Here is a 15,805-nt window from a genome sequence, read left to right on the forward strand (position 1 = left end):
CGTGCGAGGACTGTTCCCCAAGCGGAAGAGCAGGCTGACGGCGCAGGGCAAGGCGGTGGCCGCCATGCACGCCCTGCTCGACACCGTCGATGGAAAAGTGGACGAGAAGGCCGCCGCGGCCAGGCTCCGGGAGCAGGTGGGGCTCAACTGGTCGTTTCTGACTTGCATGCAGTATCTCTCGGGCAAGGAAGCATTGGCAGCGATCGAGTCCCTGCCCGCCGGCTGGGAAGAGCAGGGGCGGAGCAAGCGCCATGCCTTTGCTGCATCGGTGCTGGCGGCCCACACCGTGGCCAACCTGCGTTCCGACGGCACCATGCTGTGTGCCAGCCACCTGGCAGAGGAGCTGAAGGGGAAGACCGTGGAGCAATGGCTGGCGGAGAAGTCCGAAGCGGGACGGAAAGAAGTCTGACAGCACGTGCCGCTGGGGACTGATTGTCGCAGGACCAGCGCGGGCGGATCATGGGCTCGCCGTCCTGGCCACTTCACCCGGTAACGGGGGACGGGGGCGAGAATCCCCACTCAAGCGCCGACGACCGGAGCCCCCGCAAGGGGGCTTTGTCATTTTTTCCTTGGGTGGAGGTGGTTCTAGGCGGGTGCCAAAGGGCGTAGGAAAGGCAGAATTAAAGCTCTGCTTCGTCTAGACTTTGGAAATTCAGGGTTGTCCCTGATGGTTTGGGGCTTTTCTTTCAGGGGAATAATTTGGCACTCGTGACATGCGCTGAATGTGGTCAGCAGGTCAGTGACCGCGCGTCGTTCTGCCCATCGTGTGGGAATCCCGATATCCGGCCTGCAAGTGAGGCCGCGGCGCCCATAGACGAGGCGTTACTGAGCACTCCTTTGGAGAGCGCGCCGCCCTCCTCCCCATCGCCACCGCCATCGCCACCTTCGCAGGCCCAGTCATCGCCGACGAAGCAGCCTGCTGCACAGGCGACCATGGATGGTCTGGCTGGACTGCAGTTCAAGCAGACGAAGAGTCAGCGAAACAAGCCACGAAGCGTGTGGCCGAAGATTGTCTTGGGGGCGATGGTTTTTGGGCTGGGGTATGTGGGATATACGAACTACCCTGTCATCCTGGCGAAAATCGCAGGGAAACCATCAACTGCTCAAATTGAAGGGTTGTTGGCTGAACCGTTGTCGAGTTCATTGACGGTGAACGAGTTCAAGGTCCCGGCCAAGTTTGTGGAGATTGTCGAAGTAAATGTGCGGAATGTTGAAACTTTCGACAAGCGGGATGGGGTCGTCTTCTACCGGGCGACTGGAAGCGCCGTGGCACGCTTGACGGCCTCAGGGGCGGCGATCGGAAAAGACGTTGAGGGGCAGATCGGTGCAAATGCTCAGCGTCTCAACTACCGATCGGCCGTAGCAGCTGTCTACAGCCGGTTCCAGGCGCACTCTGCGATGGCTGACGTTCCGGCAGGAACACAATATCCGCTCGGTTTCGAGGTGGTAGTTCGGGTGGTCGATGGAAACGCGGTGTTGGTGGATGGGCGTGTTTCGTCGAACAATTGATAATCGAACATGCATGTGTCGTCGTTGAGGCGACGCCCCACTTCATTGACGAAGTTGGAAGGTGAGCAATTCCAACGCTGAAGACTGAAGCCCCCGCAAGGGGGCTTTGTTGTCAGTTCCGGTTGTAGCCGTGTTCGCGCGACAGCAGCACGGATTTCCAATGGCTTTCCCGCTCGCAGACGTCGTCCTCGGTGGCGGACAGGTCAGCGATTTCCAGGACAGCGAAGCGCAACGCGTGCCGGCGCTCTTCCGTGGCCTCGATGCCAAATTCCTTGCGCAAGGCCACGTTGCCGCCGTGCCCATTGGCCGCATACGCGCACCAGCGCCCCCAGATCCCGTCGGCCCCAGAGGCCTTGCCGACGTAGAGCCGGCCGGTGGTCGTGTCGGTGATGACGTAGATCCCCTTCACGGAGGACAAGGCCGCGCGCCATGCCGCGGTTTGCTGGCGCACAACGATGTCCAATTGTGCCTTGGTCAGGTTTACCGCCTTGAATCCGGGGAAGTCTGAGATGGACAGCCGCTCGGCCAACAGCTCCGTCACCGTCAGGTCCTCGGCCAGGGTTTCACCCTTGGGGTAGGAGTGGCGCTCGGTGTATCGGCTTTCCAGGAAGAGGCGGCCCACCCAGTCCTCGCACGACGGCACCCGTTCCAACGTGTAGTAGAAGTGAGGCTTGGGGTCGGCCTCTTCCACGCAGTCGAAGGAGCGGAACAGGCCTGCATAGAGCCAGCGCGTCGGCGCGCCTGCATTGACCAAGGACACGACAAACTCACGCTGAAAGTTGCGCTTGTTCTGCCAGCGCTGCCATTCGTCGAACTGGCCCTCCAGGAACACGTCCAATGGGCGCTCGTTGCCGTTGTAGCGCGCCAGGTGGACCTTGGCCTTCGTCGCCTCGAAAGTGGGTTCCCAGACCTTGAGCAAGTCGAACAACTTCATGGGTTCGAACCTGGGGTATGACGGGCCACGCATGCCGCCGCGTGCTCGGCAAGATGGGCCGGGTTGGGCCGATGGGCCGGCGCGGAGGGCAGGGCCAGGGACTTGCCCTCCAGGGCCGCGTAGTCGGTGGCGAGCAACGAGGGGGCCAAGGCCACGGTGTTCTCGGGCGTGACCCAGAGCAACCCGCAATCGAAGAGCGTGTGGAGGTCGGCGCGCAAGAGCAGGCCGTTGTCCAATCGGTTCGTGTGCTCACCCTTGTAGGGGAGCACGTGAGCTGCTTCCAGAACCTCCACGGCCGAGCACCCGGTGATGGCGCATCGTCCGCCGTAGGCGTCCAGCAGTTTGGCGCGGAAGAGCGGTTGACCACGGCGCTGGGCCACGGCGCGCATCGCCCACACACGGGCGTCGTGGGCGCTGTTCAGCGGGGTGTCGAATGCATCGATCTGCGCCTCGGCTTCCACCCTGGCTTGGTCGTCCAGGGTCAGGGGCGCGGCTTGCCACTTCGTATCGGCACCCCGGAGCAGGTTCCAGTGGCCATGGGCGGCCGGGTTGAACAGCATATAGCGAGTTCGTCGCGGTGGGCCCATGTCCACCACCTTGAAGAGACGGTCGTGGGGATGGTCCTGGTCGCTTCGCCAGTTCGTGCGCGAATAGTTGTAATGCACACGGCTGGGGCTGTTGACCGTGAACAGCTCCAGGTCGGCCCGAGCGTTGCCCAGGGGATCCTGTGGAAAGCGCTCGCGGTCCCAGGCTTCCACCTCGGCCAGGGTGGCGCTCCCCAGTTCGGCAATGGCATCCACCGCCCGCCAATACTTTACCCCGTCGCGCTTCGCGCGTGGCTGGGCCATCAGCTACCTCCTCCGTGCCCGCGATGGGTATTGGGCCTGTTTTGTCCGGTGATGGTGTTTTGGCGGCTTGTAGCCGCACAAAGGAAAGTTGGAGCACGAGCGAAAATCCCCGTAGGGTCCCGTGCGCAGCACCAGCACACCCTGCTTGCAGGCAGGGCAGGCCTCCTCTTGGACGGCCTTGCCCTCGGTGTCGGTGAGCACCACGGCGCCGTCTTGTTCGAGCTCCCGAAGGAATGTCGAGCATTGGCCCTTGGTGGTGAACATCGCCACGCTTCGCCGGGCACGGGTCAGGGCGACGTAGAACAGCCGGCGTTCCTCGCCCAGGTGGAAGGTGTCTCCCTCGGGCATGGCCAAGGCGAGCACCGGATCGTCGGTGCGGGTGTTGGGGAAGCTGCGCCCTTTCAAGACGGAAAGCATCTCAGGCAGGATGACGTAGTCGGCTTCGCTGCCCTTCGAGCGATGAATGGTCAGGAACGACACGTCCACCCAGCGGTTGAAGCGGCTTTGCCTCGTGGGCACATACTGCCGATCAGCGTTGTAGCGGCCCAACACGTAAACCGACACCTTGCCGTTGCGCCCCGGTGGGATCGTGCCGTCGCGCACGCCCTCGGCCAGGTTCACCACGAAGCGGTCGATTGCATCGGCCAGTTTGTCCTTGCTGTCCACCTGGAACGCCTGGAGCACCGGGCCGTGGCCGGGGGTGGTCGAATGCACGCGTTTGGCGATCTGGGCGGGGTTCTTGGAGACGAACGCGCTGGACACGTCGCACAACGCCTGCGGGCAACGGAACGTTTGCTCCAGCTTCATCACATGTCCGTGGCCAAACCATTGCCGGAAGCCCGTCATCACCGACACGTCGGCGCCGGCAAACCGGTTGATGGACTGCCAGTCGTCGCCCACGGCGAACAGGAAGCGGCCGGGCGCCTGGACCAAGGCGCGGCACAACCGGGCCCGCGCCCGTGACGCGTCCTGGAACTCATCGGCCATCACCAAGTCGTAGGGCGATTCCACGCGGCCGCTCTCCAGGTGCTCGGCGGCTTGATTGAGCATGTCCTCGAAATCGATTCCGCCCTCCGCGGCCAACGCCTTGTCCCAGGCGTCCATGATCGGTGCGGCAATGTCGAGGAACATTTCATAGCGGTGCTTGAAGGCATCTGCAGGAAGTGAGCTCAGCTTCTGATGCAGCATGGGAATGGTGAGGCAGTTGCTTTTGGCATGGCTCATGAACGTGCGAACGAGCCCGATAAGCTCCACGGAATCCATGGGTCTCTGCCCGCCCTGGGGAATCTCCCGCTCGGGGTTGGGATCCATCACCACTCCACGGGATGTCAGTTCGGCCTCGAGGCGAGGGAGATCAACCTTGGACCGAAGACCGTGGGAGGTGGTCTCGAACAACGTCGTTCCCATGTCCTTGTGCAGCTGTCGCTTCCACTGGACGCCCTCCAGATAGCCTTCGAAGTCGGGTGGGGGAAGGCCTTGGGCGTTGAGTGCGAAATGCTCGTGGTAGAGGTCCAGCTCGGGGTAGTAGAAATCGGGTCTGTATTGGCGGTGAGATTCGTCGGCTGTGCGATGCTGGTAGGAGGGTTCGTATTGGTAGTCGACACCGTTCAAGAACAGGAAGTTGGCGATCATCACTTCCTCCTGGCTTTTGACACGCTCACCCCGGGTGGTGACGAGCGCACCCTTGCCCTGCGCATCCCAGACGTCGGCAGATTCCGGGGCGCCAAAGGCCGGCAGGTCTTTCCCGAAAACAAAACGGAACAAGTCCCATTGGTTGCGAAACTCGGAGGAGCGATCCTTCAACTCGTCCACGATTTCGGTGAGTTTGCGCACCCCCCCGGCTGCGTCCGTGGCCCACTCGGGTATATCGGGTTTTTCTCTGGTGGCCTTCCCGATGAGGCGCAGGCCCAAGGCGTGGAAGGTGGATGCTTCCACCGCCACATCCACCATGCCCAGTCGCTCGAAGGCCTTGGTAGCGCGCTCCTTGAGCTCTTCAGCGGCCTGCTTGTTGAAGGCCAACAGAACAATCCGCTTGGGATCCACAAATCCGCGGTGGATGGCGTAAGCCGCCTTGGCCACCATCGTGGAGGTTTTGCCCGAGCCGGCCGAGGCCACCACCTGCACGCGGTTGTCGAAGCACACCACGGCCCTTGCCTGTTCCGGCGTAAGCGGTTTGCTCTCCACCCGGTCCAGTAAGTCTTTGCAGGCCACCAATTCGCGTTCCATGTGGGCTGCGTTCAGTGCAGCCCAGGCCGGGCGGTGGTTGGCTTCCCATTCCACCAGCGAGCGCTCGATCGCTTGAGCCACCGTTCCCATTCGGATTGCCACCCCTGGATTCTTCAGGCGTGAACGAAGTGCGGCCGGATCAACTTTGGGGCGGGCCGCCTGAATATCGCCCTGTTGTTCGTGGGTAAGCCATCGGCGTTGCTCGAGGCAGGCTCGCTCTTGTTCTGCCTTGTAGTTTAGCCATGCGTCAATCAAGCGCTGCTCGCCTTCGAGGAATGCCACGTCTTCTCGGAGGCGCTTGTCCGCTAAAGCCAGGTTCAACGCGTGGGTAAGGGCGGCGCCCTGGGCGTTGGGCAGCCCGTCGGCTTTCACCTCCTGGCCGCGCCCGGTGTGGAAAGTAATATCCGTCCAGAACGTGCCGGTGTGGACACGGTAAGTGGCCTCGTCCTCGACGTTGACCCGGTGGGTCCGGTCCTCCAGTGTCAAGGCGAGCTCCAAGCCCTCCAGGCGCAAGCGCCAATCCGATGATCCCGTTAAGTGCTGGCCCAGCCACGACGGGGCCCATTCCTTTGCCATTTCTTGCCCCACCTTTCCCTTGGAATGCCGGCGTGACAGACCGCGACAACCGGCTGTCCCATGGTAAATGGCATGGGCTCTTGCGGTAATGCCTGATCTGGCCCTACATGCTGGGGCGCCGTCTCAGCCCGTGAGAGCGCCCAAGGGCACGCTGGTGCCGGGGAACGGGCCTGAGTGCCGAACAAGGGGGAAGGGATGAAGCACCGTGTATGGGCCGGCGCGTTGGCGCTGGCGTTGATGGCGGGGCACGCCCAAGCCGATCCGGCCAAGCTGGGGTCCACCCCTGCGCCGGTGGTGACGGTGAAAGGGCGCAGCGTCCAGGACGTTCAAAACGCCATCGTGGCGATGATGCTGCCCGCGGGGAAAACCCCGACCCGGCAGGACCAGAACGTCATGGTCTATGAGTTCCCGCTCTCGTTCTGGCAATCCATTGGCGTGCAGATGGCGCAAGGGAACAGCGGGTGGCAGGAGCCCAAGGGGCGCTTGACCTTCACGATGGCCCAGATGGGTCCCGACGTGATGGTGAGCAACAAGTTCGAGACCGTGGCCACCAACATGTTCAACGCCAGCAATTCGGTGGAGATAACCAACCCGGTGGTCTACAACGAGAACCACTTGGGCTTGCAACTCATAGCGGCCTTCGCCGAAGGGCGCATGGTGCCCGGGGACCACAACGCGCTGGGCATTCAGGCCTACGAGAAACCCACTCGAAAGACCCGCAAGGTAGGGGCCGTGATCGAAACCCTGGTGCCGGGCGCGCCAGCCGAACAGGCCGGACTACGCCCCGGCGACGTCATCACCCACATCGGTGGCGTCCCCTTGGCCGAACAGAGCCCGGCCGCCATCCAATTGCTCGGCTTCTTGCAGATCGGTGAGGCAAAGCTACAAGTCCTCAACAAGGGCGAAGTGATCGTCCACAAGCGTCCAGCGCCCAACGCCCCTGCAGTGGCTCAAGCCATCGCCACTCCTGCACCCGCAACGACCACCGTTCCCGCCGCTGCCGCAGTTCCGCCCTCCGCGGCGTCCGCACCTGCCACGCCAACGCAAGAAAGCGGACAAGGCTGGTGGCAGAAACAGAAGCAGGGCGACTGATCGCCATGCGAGGGATGGGGTGGGGCCTCATCGCGGTGCTGTTGGCCGCAGGCTGGTTACTCCAGACCATTGGTAATACGGCCTTCACCGCCGTGGTCTGGATCGTGGTGGGATTGGTCCTGCTGGCCCAGGTCATCGGGTTACTGGCGAGAGTCGGGTTGCTTCGACTCCCGGCGCCGCCGGCTCCGGGGCAATTGAGCCCCAAGGACGAACGGCGGTGGCAACGCTCCCGCCAGCAACGCGAACGGGGCGTGGCGGCACTGCTGGTGGCCGTTGAGCGCCGCGACCGGACCGAGGTGGAACGGTGCGTGCTCCAGGAAAACGTCAGCCCTTACGAGTCAGGCCTGTTCCAGAATCAGCGGCAGATCAGTGCCTCCGCCCTGGCCAAGGAAATCGGCTTCGATGAGGCGATACGATTCTTCGAGACCTGGAAGGATCGCGGAAGCGCCGCACGCATGGAACCCTGAACTACCACTCTCTGCGGCCGTTCTTGGTCGCGCAGCCCCGTTGAATCCACGTCGTGATGTTGGCATCGCAGAGGGCGGTGTCGTCGCCTTCCACATTGGTCATGCCAGTGGGTGGGGCCGACCACATTTTCTGGAGCACGTAGCGGGGTTCAATGCCCATGCGACGCAGGTAGAAGAACACCTGGCGGTAGGCCTCGCTGTCGAACGGAATGGCTTGGCCGTCCGAGGTGTAGATCTGGTGGAACCCCAGTTTGGGGTAGGGCGACATGTTGTGTCGCTCCACGCCGGCCATGAACACTAGCGGGCAAGCAGAGTAGCAATTGTTGAACAATGAGGTCTTGAGTCCCTTGGCTCGAATGTAATTCCCTGCATCGATGGCCTCGCTGACGTAGCCTCCACCACTCCCAAGCGTGATCCATTCCACGTTAGGGTTCGCTTCTATGGCGTCCTTAACCTTCCGCGCAAACCCCTCCTCGATGTCACCCAAGATCTTCAGAGTGTTGTCTCCCTTAGTCACGACGTAGAACGACGACTGACCTTCTTGCTGGATGAAAGCGCGTGGCAACCCCAGCTGCCCGGCGCAATCCAGGTTCCAGGTGACCACCCGTTCGTCGTATGGCATCCCCAGGATGTGCTTGGCGACGCTGGCGAAGTTGTGGAGCGAATTGCTCATGATTCGCAGGTCGGAGGCGTTCTCCGTGGTCTGCGTGTCGTAGTCGGGTTCGTAATCGATGGCCAAGGAGCTGACCAGGTCGGCCTTCCCGAGCAACTGGCCAAGCACGTAACACTTGTGCTCGGGGATGTGAATCTCATTGAAGGCCGTTCCCGCGTGGATGTGGCCATCGATTGCCACGCCGGCGTCGAAGACCTTAGAGCCCAAGGCGGATCGTTCGTCGATGAGCTTGCGCAGTCGGGCAACCACCGCCGGATCATCGACGTGCCCCTTCGGTTCCTCGGCGACGGGAGCGGGCTCTTCGACCGGCACCGGCTTCGTTTCCGGTTCGGGAATCGGCTCGGGTAAGACCGGAGCGGGAGTCGGTGCCGCCACGGGTGGCGAGGGTGGTGTGGGCGCGTTGCATCCCACGAGCATGGCCACGAGGGCCAGGCCAATGATCCGTTGGCTCATAAAGTGTTCTTCCCCTGATGGGGAAAGAATACCCGAGGCCCCGAGGGGTCGCATGGTGGGGCGGTGACCCCCGCGCCAGCACCGCAAGGCCACGGCTTCCCTTCCCGGTGCGGCCACACCGATTTCGGCCGCCGAGCACCCCGGACCATCCTCCACCAGAGCGAGGCGACGGCGGGAGGGACGTGGGCCACTGCTCCATTGGGCGCGATTGCCTGATGCGAAACCTTGGGTCCACGCGTCCGGGCGCAAGTGCGTTGCACTCCTCCACGGTGTTTCGGCCTCTGAGGGCTCCTGCGCTGCCGCTTCGTCGCTGACGAGGTGCTGCACGGCCTTTCGTCTCCCCGGATCGGTTCGCGAGCAATCCGCTCGAACCCAACGGAGAAAGACCATGGCCAAGAAGAACCAGCCCGCCAACGACCGCCTCGACGCCTTTCTGGTGGAGGAATACGAAGTCCAGGGCGAGAAGCGCAGCAACTGGTCGAAGATCGGAGCGGCCTGGCCGCACCAGGACGGCAAGGGCTACCGCCTCGTCCTCAACGCAGTGCCGGTGAGCGGGGTGGTGGTTCTGCGCCTGCCCGAGCCGAAGGAAGACTGACCGCCACGGGGCCCTTCGGGGCCCCTTTCTCTTCCTCAAGGAGGTTACCCATGACGACCATCACCGCGAGCTGGCGTGACGCCTTCAACGCCGCTCTTCAGTCGCACTTCGCCATCACCATCGGCGACGCTGGCCTGACCGACACCGAGCTGTCCCGCTACGCGGATCTGGAGCCGAAAGCCGCGGCCCTTCAGTTCGGCGAGGACTACGACCTGGACCGGGTCGATCAGAGTTGGCGCTGACACGCGCACGGGGCCTTCGGGTCCCTCTTCGTTTCCCTTCCTAACAAAGAAGCGAGCGGTGCTTCGCGAATTTCAACTTTAGTCTGCAACGTCCCCTTGCGCGTTTGTCGTGCAGATGTATCCCAGAGGTATGACGAACGGGATACGAGCGTCATACACCGACAGACGAAACGCTTTGGAGGAAAGAATGTTGATGGGATTGAGAATTACTAGAAAAGGCTTGGTGGATCTCGTTGTGCTGTTTGTGTTGCTGATCTTGTTGTTCGTTGGTATGGATCGATTCGACCAGTTCTCAAGTGATTGGAATCGAACTTTCGGGGCGAACATGCCGAACTCCACGGCATTGCGCGAGAAGGTCAGTGATGTGCGTTCTGGCGTTCCAGACGTTGGAGAGGAGTTCATTGCCCGCGCAGAAGCAAACGCCAGTAACAGCGAGTCGTTGTTGGACGTCATTAGGGGCGTCGCTGACCTGTTCCGTCCGAATGCTACCCCTCTGACATCGGCGCCGGCCCACGGCACCATCGAAAACCAGGAGAGCCCTTATGACCATCTCGCCGATTAAGCCCTTGAAGCCTATTAGCCTTCAGGACTGCTATCGCATACCTCTGGAAGGGTGGACGTTGCTCGTCCGTTGCGGAAGGATGGTCGCAAACACGGAAGCGACCGTTACCCAGCGACGCGACGCATTGCTTGGTCTGGTCGGGGGTTACACGGTCGTCAGTGCGTGGGTCGTCTTTCCCGCGATGATTCTGGCAGGTGCCGCATGATCGCCCTGGGAGCCATCGTCACAACCGCCTGGGTGGTCCTGTTCCTCTTCATCGTCTTGTGCATCGCTGGCATGCATTGGAAGAGCGCGAAACGCCAGACGGGCGTTGCCCGCCGCCGTTCGCTCCTGAAAGCCGCGATCATTGCGGGCCTGGCCGTGGCGGTGGTGTTGACCTTGGCGTTGCCATGACACGGCCGGCCTACGTTCAAATGGCCGTAAGGTTGCCCCCTGAGCTCAAGGAGCGACTGGAGCGGTTGGCCGCGCTCGAGCAGCGGCCCGTGTCCGACGTGGTTCGCGAATTGGTCAGAGAGGGCCTCGCCAAGCGCAACATCGGCCCGGATCAAGCGGGATCCTGAAATGACGAGCAGTGGACTCCGTCTCGCGTGGTGAGACGGCGTAGGACTACGCTGGTTGCATGGAAAATCCTGTCCGTTATGTGCCCGCCGCGAAACGGTCCCATGACCACGTCTGGGACAGGGTGAGCGGTGAAACCCTCACCCTCGAGGACTTCATGGAAGGCCGGGACTACGGGGAAGTGGTCCGAGATGGCCGTCTGGCTGCGGAGCTCGAACTGCTCGACGGAACCCCGCGTTACATCTGTCCCCACTGCAACGACGCGATGGGCGTCAGGTCCAAGGCCATCCGTAAGCGCACCGAAATCCGTTTCTACTTCGACCACCTCACCGCGCGCTTGCGGGAGAGCTGCACCGGACGCAAGGGCCACTCTCCCGCGGCCATCCTGGCCCGCAAGTTCGGGCTGCACAAGGAAGGGGCGCTTCACAAAGCCTTCAAACAATGGGTGAGGGACAGCCTGGATGCCGATCCAACGTTCACCGGCACTAAAGATGAGGAGCGGTGGTGGGATATGGAGCACAACAAGTGGCGCCAGCCCGACATCCAGACCCAACGAGACGGTCAGCGGTGGGCCATCGAAATCCAGCTCTCCACCACCTTCGTGCACGTCATCGCCGAACGCATGAAGTTCTACCGCGAGAACACCGGGCACATGCTCTGGCTGTTCAAGGATCTGGACCTGTCGAAGTTCCGGTTGGCCGAAGACGATCTGTTCTTCTCCAACAACCGCAATGCTTTTCGCGTCACCCCGCAAACGGTGGCACGGTCCCAGCGGGAAGGGCGCTTCTACCTGGAGGGGGCCTGGCTGGAGCCCCGCCTTGCAAACGGGGTCTTGGAGGACGTGGAAGTGCGTCGGGAGGTGGCCTTCGACGACTTGGTGTTCGACACCTGCAGGCGCGGCGTTCCCAGGGCCTACGCCTTCGACTACGAAACGCAGAAGGCACTTGCCGAGCAAGCCCGTGAGGCTTGGCGGGAGGAGCAGGTGTGGGCCAAGCGACGGGAGGCCTTCGAGACATTCTATGTGGCACTGCTGCGCGGGAAGATCGAGGACTACAAGGAGCGTGACCGGCGGTGGGACGAACTGCGCCGCTCCTTCGCGCGGGTTGGAATCGCCCTGCCTCAATACGTCAAAGGCCAAGGAGAGCTGGACCGGCTGTTGGTGGCCGGCTATTCGGCCAAGCATGGCCAGGGAAAACCCATCGGGATCGGATTCGAGACCTTGGCCGAACTCGGTCATCACATCCACAAGGTGTGGCCCAAGACGCTCTGGTTCTACCGCTGCATGCTCCGCGCGCACGGCCAGTTGAAGACCGTGCTGGAGCAGGACCGAACCAGAAAGCTCCAGGGCAAGATGAAGGACGTGTTGTCCAGCTTGGCCAAGGGCGAGAGCAGCTTTCAGCCCGATCGCACATGGGACGGGTTGCTGCTGCGCCTGTTCCCCGAAGTGGCTGAAATGTGGGCTGCCGACCCAAAAACGGTGGCGAATAGTTTCTTGAAGCCTTCGACAGCAGCCAATGAATACGTGAGGGTGGTCTCGTGAAAGATCCGGCATTGCTGGGCGTGAATGACTGGCCTGACGAGGTCTCCTTTCTGCCCTACGTGGGACGCCGCTACCTGGAGGGATTCGATGGGCGCCGAGTGCTGTTGCTGGGTGAGTCCCACTACCGAGAACAAGGCTCGACAACTGATGCGGGCATAACACGTTCTTTCACGCGCGAGACATTTAGCGACATGGAGACTTCCGAGCGGAAGGGAGGTGGGAAGTTCTTCGATGAATTGGATCGCTTACTGACGGGCAAGAGAGCGCCATCGCTAATGGAGGCCGCTGAGGCCTGGCAGCGTGTCGCCTTTTGCAACCTATCGCAGCGTTTCGCGGGCACTGCTTCGGGGCACCGCCCGTTGAGCGCTGACTTCAGGCATGGGGGGCGGGTGCTGGTCGAGAACATCCTCCCCATTCTCTGTCCTGACGTTGTCTTAGTGCTCGGGCGCACCACGTGGCGCATGCTTGACTACGGAGAACAGTCAGACCTGCCCACCTTCCATGCCCGCCACGTGAATTCCGAAGGACGGCGGCGCCGATACTTGGAAATGCGGCAGGTGTGGTCCCTTGGTTACGATGGTGGGGCGGCGTGGATGACCTGGGTCTACCACCCATCCTGGAACGTGGACCGCTGGGAGGATAGGGTGGCTGCGCTTACGCATCTGTTGAATTGTCCTCTTGGCAGGTCAGTGGCATGAGCAATGACGCGTTGAATCAGGGCATCCAGGCAGCGCTGGGCGCAATGCGCCATCGCCGACGGCAACCCACTGATCAAGACATCTCCCGCGAAGCCAGTGAGGCCCGAGCCGCCTTGGAAGCCAACATGGCGGGCATGGAGCAGCTTCACATTCCACCGAACAGTGAGCGCCACCGCGTGACGTTCCAGCTGCTTCGCGCTTCCATGGACTACGGCCGGGCTCTGCTGTTCCTACTGGAAACCCACCCCATCGACTTGCCCGCGGTTGCGTTGGGTTTGCATCGATCGCAGATCGAACAGTTTCTGCGTGCGGTATTCGTCCAGTTCATCGCTGACGACGAGCAGTTGCGTGACTTCCTCGATGAGGACAGCGGTCCCCGGCGGAAGAACGAGAAGGGAAAGTGGGTGCCTATCCGTCTGAAGGACTTAGCGGCGGAAGTCGAAGCCACGGTAGCTCGACTCGGGCAAGACGATGGGCCGCAAAAGCTGGCCCGCATGGTGACCAACGCCTGGGATCCCCTCTGCGGACTGGTCCACGGGGGCAAGGCCATCCGGGTGATGTATGAGGATCCCAACGGGCAGATAGGGGCGCACGTCCCCGCGGCCATCCTGTTTCAGACGACGGTCAACACGGTGGCCACGACCAACCTCTGCATCATCGCGGCGCTGACGGCCACTGGGGTGGGTGCTTACGATATCAATGAGGTGGTCTCGCGGGTAGCCGGCCACATGGGTCGCTACATGGAGCAGCGAACAGCAAGGGTGGGCGAGCTGGCGCTATAGCTGCGCGCGAGCACGGGGTCGCTAACCCGGTGTGGTCTTCATTCCTTCTTCGGCGGTAGTTGTAGAACGCTTGAGCTCGCGATGAAGATCGGCCCTCAAGCTCTCGAACTCGGCGTTGAGTTGGCGGGCCGAGCGGCGCAGGGTGCCCCAATGAGTAGAGCGTCTTCCAGGCGATGGCACCTGGGAGGCCAAGGCGTTGGCGGCAAGCGAGAAGGTTTCGAGGCGCTGCCTGATCGCCGCAGGCAGCGGGCCGTCCTGCTGAAGCAAGGCACGGGCCTCTGCGAGGTTGAGGTCGAGCATGTTCAAGTCCACCAGCGCGGCCAGTTCGACCGGAGGCAGTGGGTGGGCGGCGGATGGGTTCTTGGGAGAGAGCAGGCGGGAAATCCATTTCCACATCGTCGGAATCCTTTCCGTGGGAGGGGCTACTACACCGATACCTTCGCAGTGAACGCGCGAATCCGGACCAACAGTTCTTCCTGCTTCTCAAGCGGAAGCTTGGACATTTCGTCCGGCATCCTTTCTCCGCGCTCGTATCGCGAGACCCGCGGCGCGCCCGAGTTGCCGTCTTCCAGCCCAAGCCGCTCGCCGAGCTCCGCCTGGGTCCAGCCTCTGGCCAAGAGCGCCTGTCGAAGGCGGCGGCCCAGGGTTGTTGCGGCAGGCAAAGGAGCGGGCATAGGCTGGCAGAACGGTGGCTGACTCGGCCCGCCAGTTTGACCTTTCCAAGTGTGCAGCGCATTTGACAATATGGCAAATAGGCTAACAAAGCCAATTGGACCGACAGGGGGTTCCAGTGAAGAAGTGGACAATCGTGGCTGGCGCAGCAGCGCTGGCCTTTGCATGCCATGCGCAGGCCGGGGACGGGAAGGGGTTGCTGGAGACCATCGGGCGGGCACTTGGCAACACGCCTCGGGTGGTGGCAGAGAAGGCGCGCAGTCCTTACCTGGAACCGGCCGGGACCTACTGGGATCTGGATCAGGAGATGCTGGAGGGGGCGCAGCACCTCCGGGTGGGCCTGACCGCGACCGCCAGTGGTGGTTCGGACATGTGCGACATGAAGCTGCTTGCGATGGCGCACTCCAGCTACCGCCTGGATGCCAAGGATCGGCAATGGTGCCTCTACCAGTGGTGGGTGGCCGACACCAAGATCAATGGGGCCAACGGGATCGATAGGACACAAACAGACGCCATCGAACGGCACTATGGGCCGGCCTTCGATGCACGGCTGGAGAAGTTCAAAACCACGCGCCGCTTCGCCGTGCGGCCCGATTTTGTGTCCTGGGGCGGGGTCGAATACAACGCTGCTCGCGGAGCCATGGAGGTCTACGTTCCCCTGCCGGAAATCTCCGCCGGTGGCCTGTCGGTGACTGGCGAGGGATTCGTGCCGTGGTCCCAGCGAACCGACAGGGTGGTATTCAGTCCAAAGTGGGCCGGCCGATATCAGCTCTTGATCAAGATGGATTCGGCGGAGGCGGCCAACCTTGCCCGGCAAGGCCGCGATGCCCGCGATGACCTGGTCGTCTTCACGGTCAACCGGGTGTGGGTCGAGAACAAGGTTCCGAAGATGGACGTGACGGTCGAGCGGGTGCGCGTCGGCTACCGCAACGAAACGATCGAAGTGGATCTCACCAACAAGCAAGGAGAAGGCGCATGAAGAACGCAGCAATCGCACTGGCAGTTTTGACGCTCACGCTGGCAGCGTGCGGGGGCAAGGCAGACATGCCCACGGCAGAGCAGGTGGCCAAGGCCTACGAGATGCACATGAATGCCAACCTTGTTCCGGAGCTTGGGCAGCGGATTGAGATTCGCGGCTGGGACGACCTGGAGGTGGACTGCAGTGCAAGCGGCCCCGAGCGGGTCACCTGCGTGACCGGTGGGACCGTGGACATGGTGGGTTTCCATGGTGGCAAGCAGTTGAAGCCGGAGCCGGTTCCGGTGCGGTCGGAATTCGACTTCACTTTTGCAAAGCAAGACAACGCTTGGGTGCCGATCAGTGCGCAGAAGAAGGGCTGACCCTTGCCAGCTCGCCGAAAAGCGTTATGAGTAGGGGAAG

Annotated in this window: 20 protein-coding genes; 14 read left to right on the forward strand and 6 right to left on the reverse strand. The window is 62.3% G+C overall.

Annotated elements, in window-relative coordinates; translation table 11 throughout:
* Position 1: 1 nt before the first annotated feature.
* Together ACVOMF_RS00185 and ACVOMF_RS00190 are read left to right on the forward strand one after the other, a co-directional pair.
* A complete protein-coding gene (locus ACVOMF_RS00185; protein ID WP_481507553.1) occupies positions 2–409 on the forward strand; it encodes a hypothetical protein in 408 nt (135 codons plus the stop codon).
* Positions 410–933: 524 nt separating this feature from the next.
* Positions 934–1,509, forward strand: coding sequence for a hypothetical protein (locus tag ACVOMF_RS00190; RefSeq protein ID WP_481507554.1), 576 nt, complete (start codon positions 934–936; stop codon positions 1,507–1,509).
* Positions 1,510–1,621: 112 nt separating this feature from the next.
* Here ACVOMF_RS00190 and ACVOMF_RS00195 read toward each other — a convergent pair whose 3' ends face one another.
* The 3 genes from ACVOMF_RS00195 to ACVOMF_RS00205 are packed head-to-tail and all read right to left on the reverse strand — an operon-like array spanning position 1,622 to position 6,093.
* Positions 1,622–2,443, reverse strand: coding sequence for a GIY-YIG nuclease family protein (locus tag ACVOMF_RS00195; RefSeq protein WP_481507555.1), 822 nt, complete (start codon positions 2,441–2,443; stop codon positions 1,622–1,624).
* Positions 2,440–3,291 carry an HNH endonuclease gene (locus ACVOMF_RS00200; RefSeq protein ID WP_481507556.1) on the reverse strand — a complete coding sequence of 284 codons (852 nt, stop codon included), beginning with the start codon at positions 3,289–3,291 and terminating at the stop codon, positions 2,440–2,442. The genes ACVOMF_RS00195 and ACVOMF_RS00200 overlap by 4 nt, the downstream gene beginning before the upstream one ends.
* Positions 3,292–3,294: 3 nt before the next feature.
* Entirely contained in the window at positions 3,295–6,093 is a 2,799-nt protein-coding gene (locus ACVOMF_RS00205; RefSeq protein WP_481507557.1) for a UvrD-helicase domain-containing protein, read from the reverse strand.
* A 195-nt stretch (positions 6,094–6,288) separates the two neighbouring features.
* Between ACVOMF_RS00205 and ACVOMF_RS00210 the strand changes: the two genes are divergently transcribed.
* Complete coding sequence (locus tag ACVOMF_RS00210; protein WP_481507558.1) at positions 6,289–7,185, forward strand: PDZ domain-containing protein; 897 nt, start codon at positions 6,289–6,291, stop codon at positions 7,183–7,185.
* Positions 7,158–7,652: a hypothetical protein gene (locus ACVOMF_RS00215; RefSeq protein WP_481507559.1), complete on the forward strand. Its 495-nt coding sequence runs from the start codon at positions 7,158–7,160 to the stop codon at positions 7,650–7,652. Before ACVOMF_RS00210 ends, ACVOMF_RS00215 begins: the two co-directional genes overlap by 28 nt.
* Position 7,653: 1 nt before the next feature.
* Here ACVOMF_RS00215 and ACVOMF_RS00220 read toward each other — a convergent pair whose 3' ends face one another.
* Positions 7,654–8,778 carry a COG3904 family protein gene (locus ACVOMF_RS00220; protein WP_481507560.1) on the reverse strand — a complete coding sequence of 375 codons (1,125 nt, stop codon included), beginning with the start codon at positions 8,776–8,778 and terminating at the stop codon, positions 7,654–7,656.
* A 388-nt stretch (positions 8,779–9,166) separates the two neighbouring features.
* Between ACVOMF_RS00220 and ACVOMF_RS00225 the strand changes: the two genes are divergently transcribed.
* From ACVOMF_RS00225 to ACVOMF_RS00260, 8 genes are all read left to right on the forward strand, one after another.
* Positions 9,167–9,373: a hypothetical protein gene (locus ACVOMF_RS00225; RefSeq protein WP_049408821.1), complete on the forward strand. Its 207-nt coding sequence runs from the start codon at positions 9,167–9,169 to the stop codon at positions 9,371–9,373.
* 50 nt (positions 9,374–9,423) lie between these two features.
* Positions 9,424–9,615, forward strand: coding sequence for a hypothetical protein (locus ACVOMF_RS00230; RefSeq protein ID WP_481507561.1), 192 nt, complete (start codon positions 9,424–9,426; stop codon positions 9,613–9,615).
* Positions 9,616–9,802: 187 nt separating this feature from the next.
* Positions 9,803–10,177, forward strand: coding sequence for a hypothetical protein (locus tag ACVOMF_RS00235; RefSeq protein ID WP_481507562.1), 375 nt, complete (start codon positions 9,803–9,805; stop codon positions 10,175–10,177).
* A 201-nt stretch (positions 10,178–10,378) separates the two neighbouring features.
* Complete coding sequence (locus tag ACVOMF_RS00240; RefSeq protein ID WP_481507563.1) at positions 10,379–10,570, forward strand: hypothetical protein; 192 nt, start codon at positions 10,379–10,381, stop codon at positions 10,568–10,570.
* Between the two features lie 20 nt (positions 10,571–10,590).
* The gene (locus tag ACVOMF_RS00245; RefSeq protein WP_478060954.1) at positions 10,591–10,737 is read left to right on the forward strand and encodes a ribbon-helix-helix protein, CopG family; all 147 of its coding nucleotides are present in this window, start codon (positions 10,591–10,593) and stop codon (positions 10,735–10,737) included.
* A gap of 59 nt (positions 10,738–10,796) precedes the next feature.
* Entirely contained in the window at positions 10,797–12,275 is a 1,479-nt protein-coding gene (locus ACVOMF_RS00250) for a DUF6035 family protein (protein WP_481507564.1), read from the forward strand.
* Positions 12,272–12,973, forward strand: a complete 702-nt coding sequence (locus tag ACVOMF_RS00255) for a hypothetical protein (protein ID WP_481507565.1) — start codon at positions 12,272–12,274, stop codon at positions 12,971–12,973. The genes ACVOMF_RS00250 and ACVOMF_RS00255 overlap by 4 nt, the downstream gene beginning before the upstream one ends.
* Positions 12,970–13,755, forward strand: coding sequence for a DUF6988 family protein (locus tag ACVOMF_RS00260; RefSeq protein WP_237053351.1), 786 nt, complete (start codon positions 12,970–12,972; stop codon positions 13,753–13,755). The genes ACVOMF_RS00255 and ACVOMF_RS00260 overlap by 4 nt, the downstream gene beginning before the upstream one ends.
* 21 nt (positions 13,756–13,776) lie before the next feature.
* Here ACVOMF_RS00260 and ACVOMF_RS00265 read toward each other — a convergent pair whose 3' ends face one another.
* Both ACVOMF_RS00265 and ACVOMF_RS00270 read right to left on the reverse strand, forming a co-directional pair.
* Positions 13,777–14,151: a hypothetical protein gene (locus ACVOMF_RS00265; RefSeq protein WP_481507566.1), complete on the reverse strand. Its 375-nt coding sequence runs from the start codon at positions 14,149–14,151 to the stop codon at positions 13,777–13,779.
* Between the two features lie 29 nt (positions 14,152–14,180).
* A complete protein-coding gene (locus ACVOMF_RS00270) occupies positions 14,181–14,594 on the reverse strand; it encodes a helix-turn-helix domain-containing protein (protein ID WP_481507567.1) in 414 nt (137 codons plus the stop codon).
* Between ACVOMF_RS00270 and ACVOMF_RS00275 the strand changes: the two genes are divergently transcribed.
* Together ACVOMF_RS00275 and ACVOMF_RS00280 are read left to right on the forward strand one after the other, a co-directional pair.
* Entirely contained in the window at positions 14,546–15,406 is an 861-nt protein-coding gene (locus ACVOMF_RS00275) for a hypothetical protein (protein ID WP_481507568.1), read from the forward strand. The genes ACVOMF_RS00270 and ACVOMF_RS00275 overlap by 49 nt on opposite strands.
* Positions 15,403–15,765 carry a hypothetical protein gene (locus tag ACVOMF_RS00280; RefSeq protein ID WP_481507569.1) on the forward strand — a complete coding sequence of 121 codons (363 nt, stop codon included), beginning with the start codon at positions 15,403–15,405 and terminating at the stop codon, positions 15,763–15,765. Before ACVOMF_RS00275 ends, ACVOMF_RS00280 begins: the two co-directional genes overlap by 4 nt.
* Positions 15,766–15,805: the final 40 nt, after the last annotated feature.

The sequence above is a fragment of the Stenotrophomonas sp. STEN022 genome (assembly GCF_056760155.1).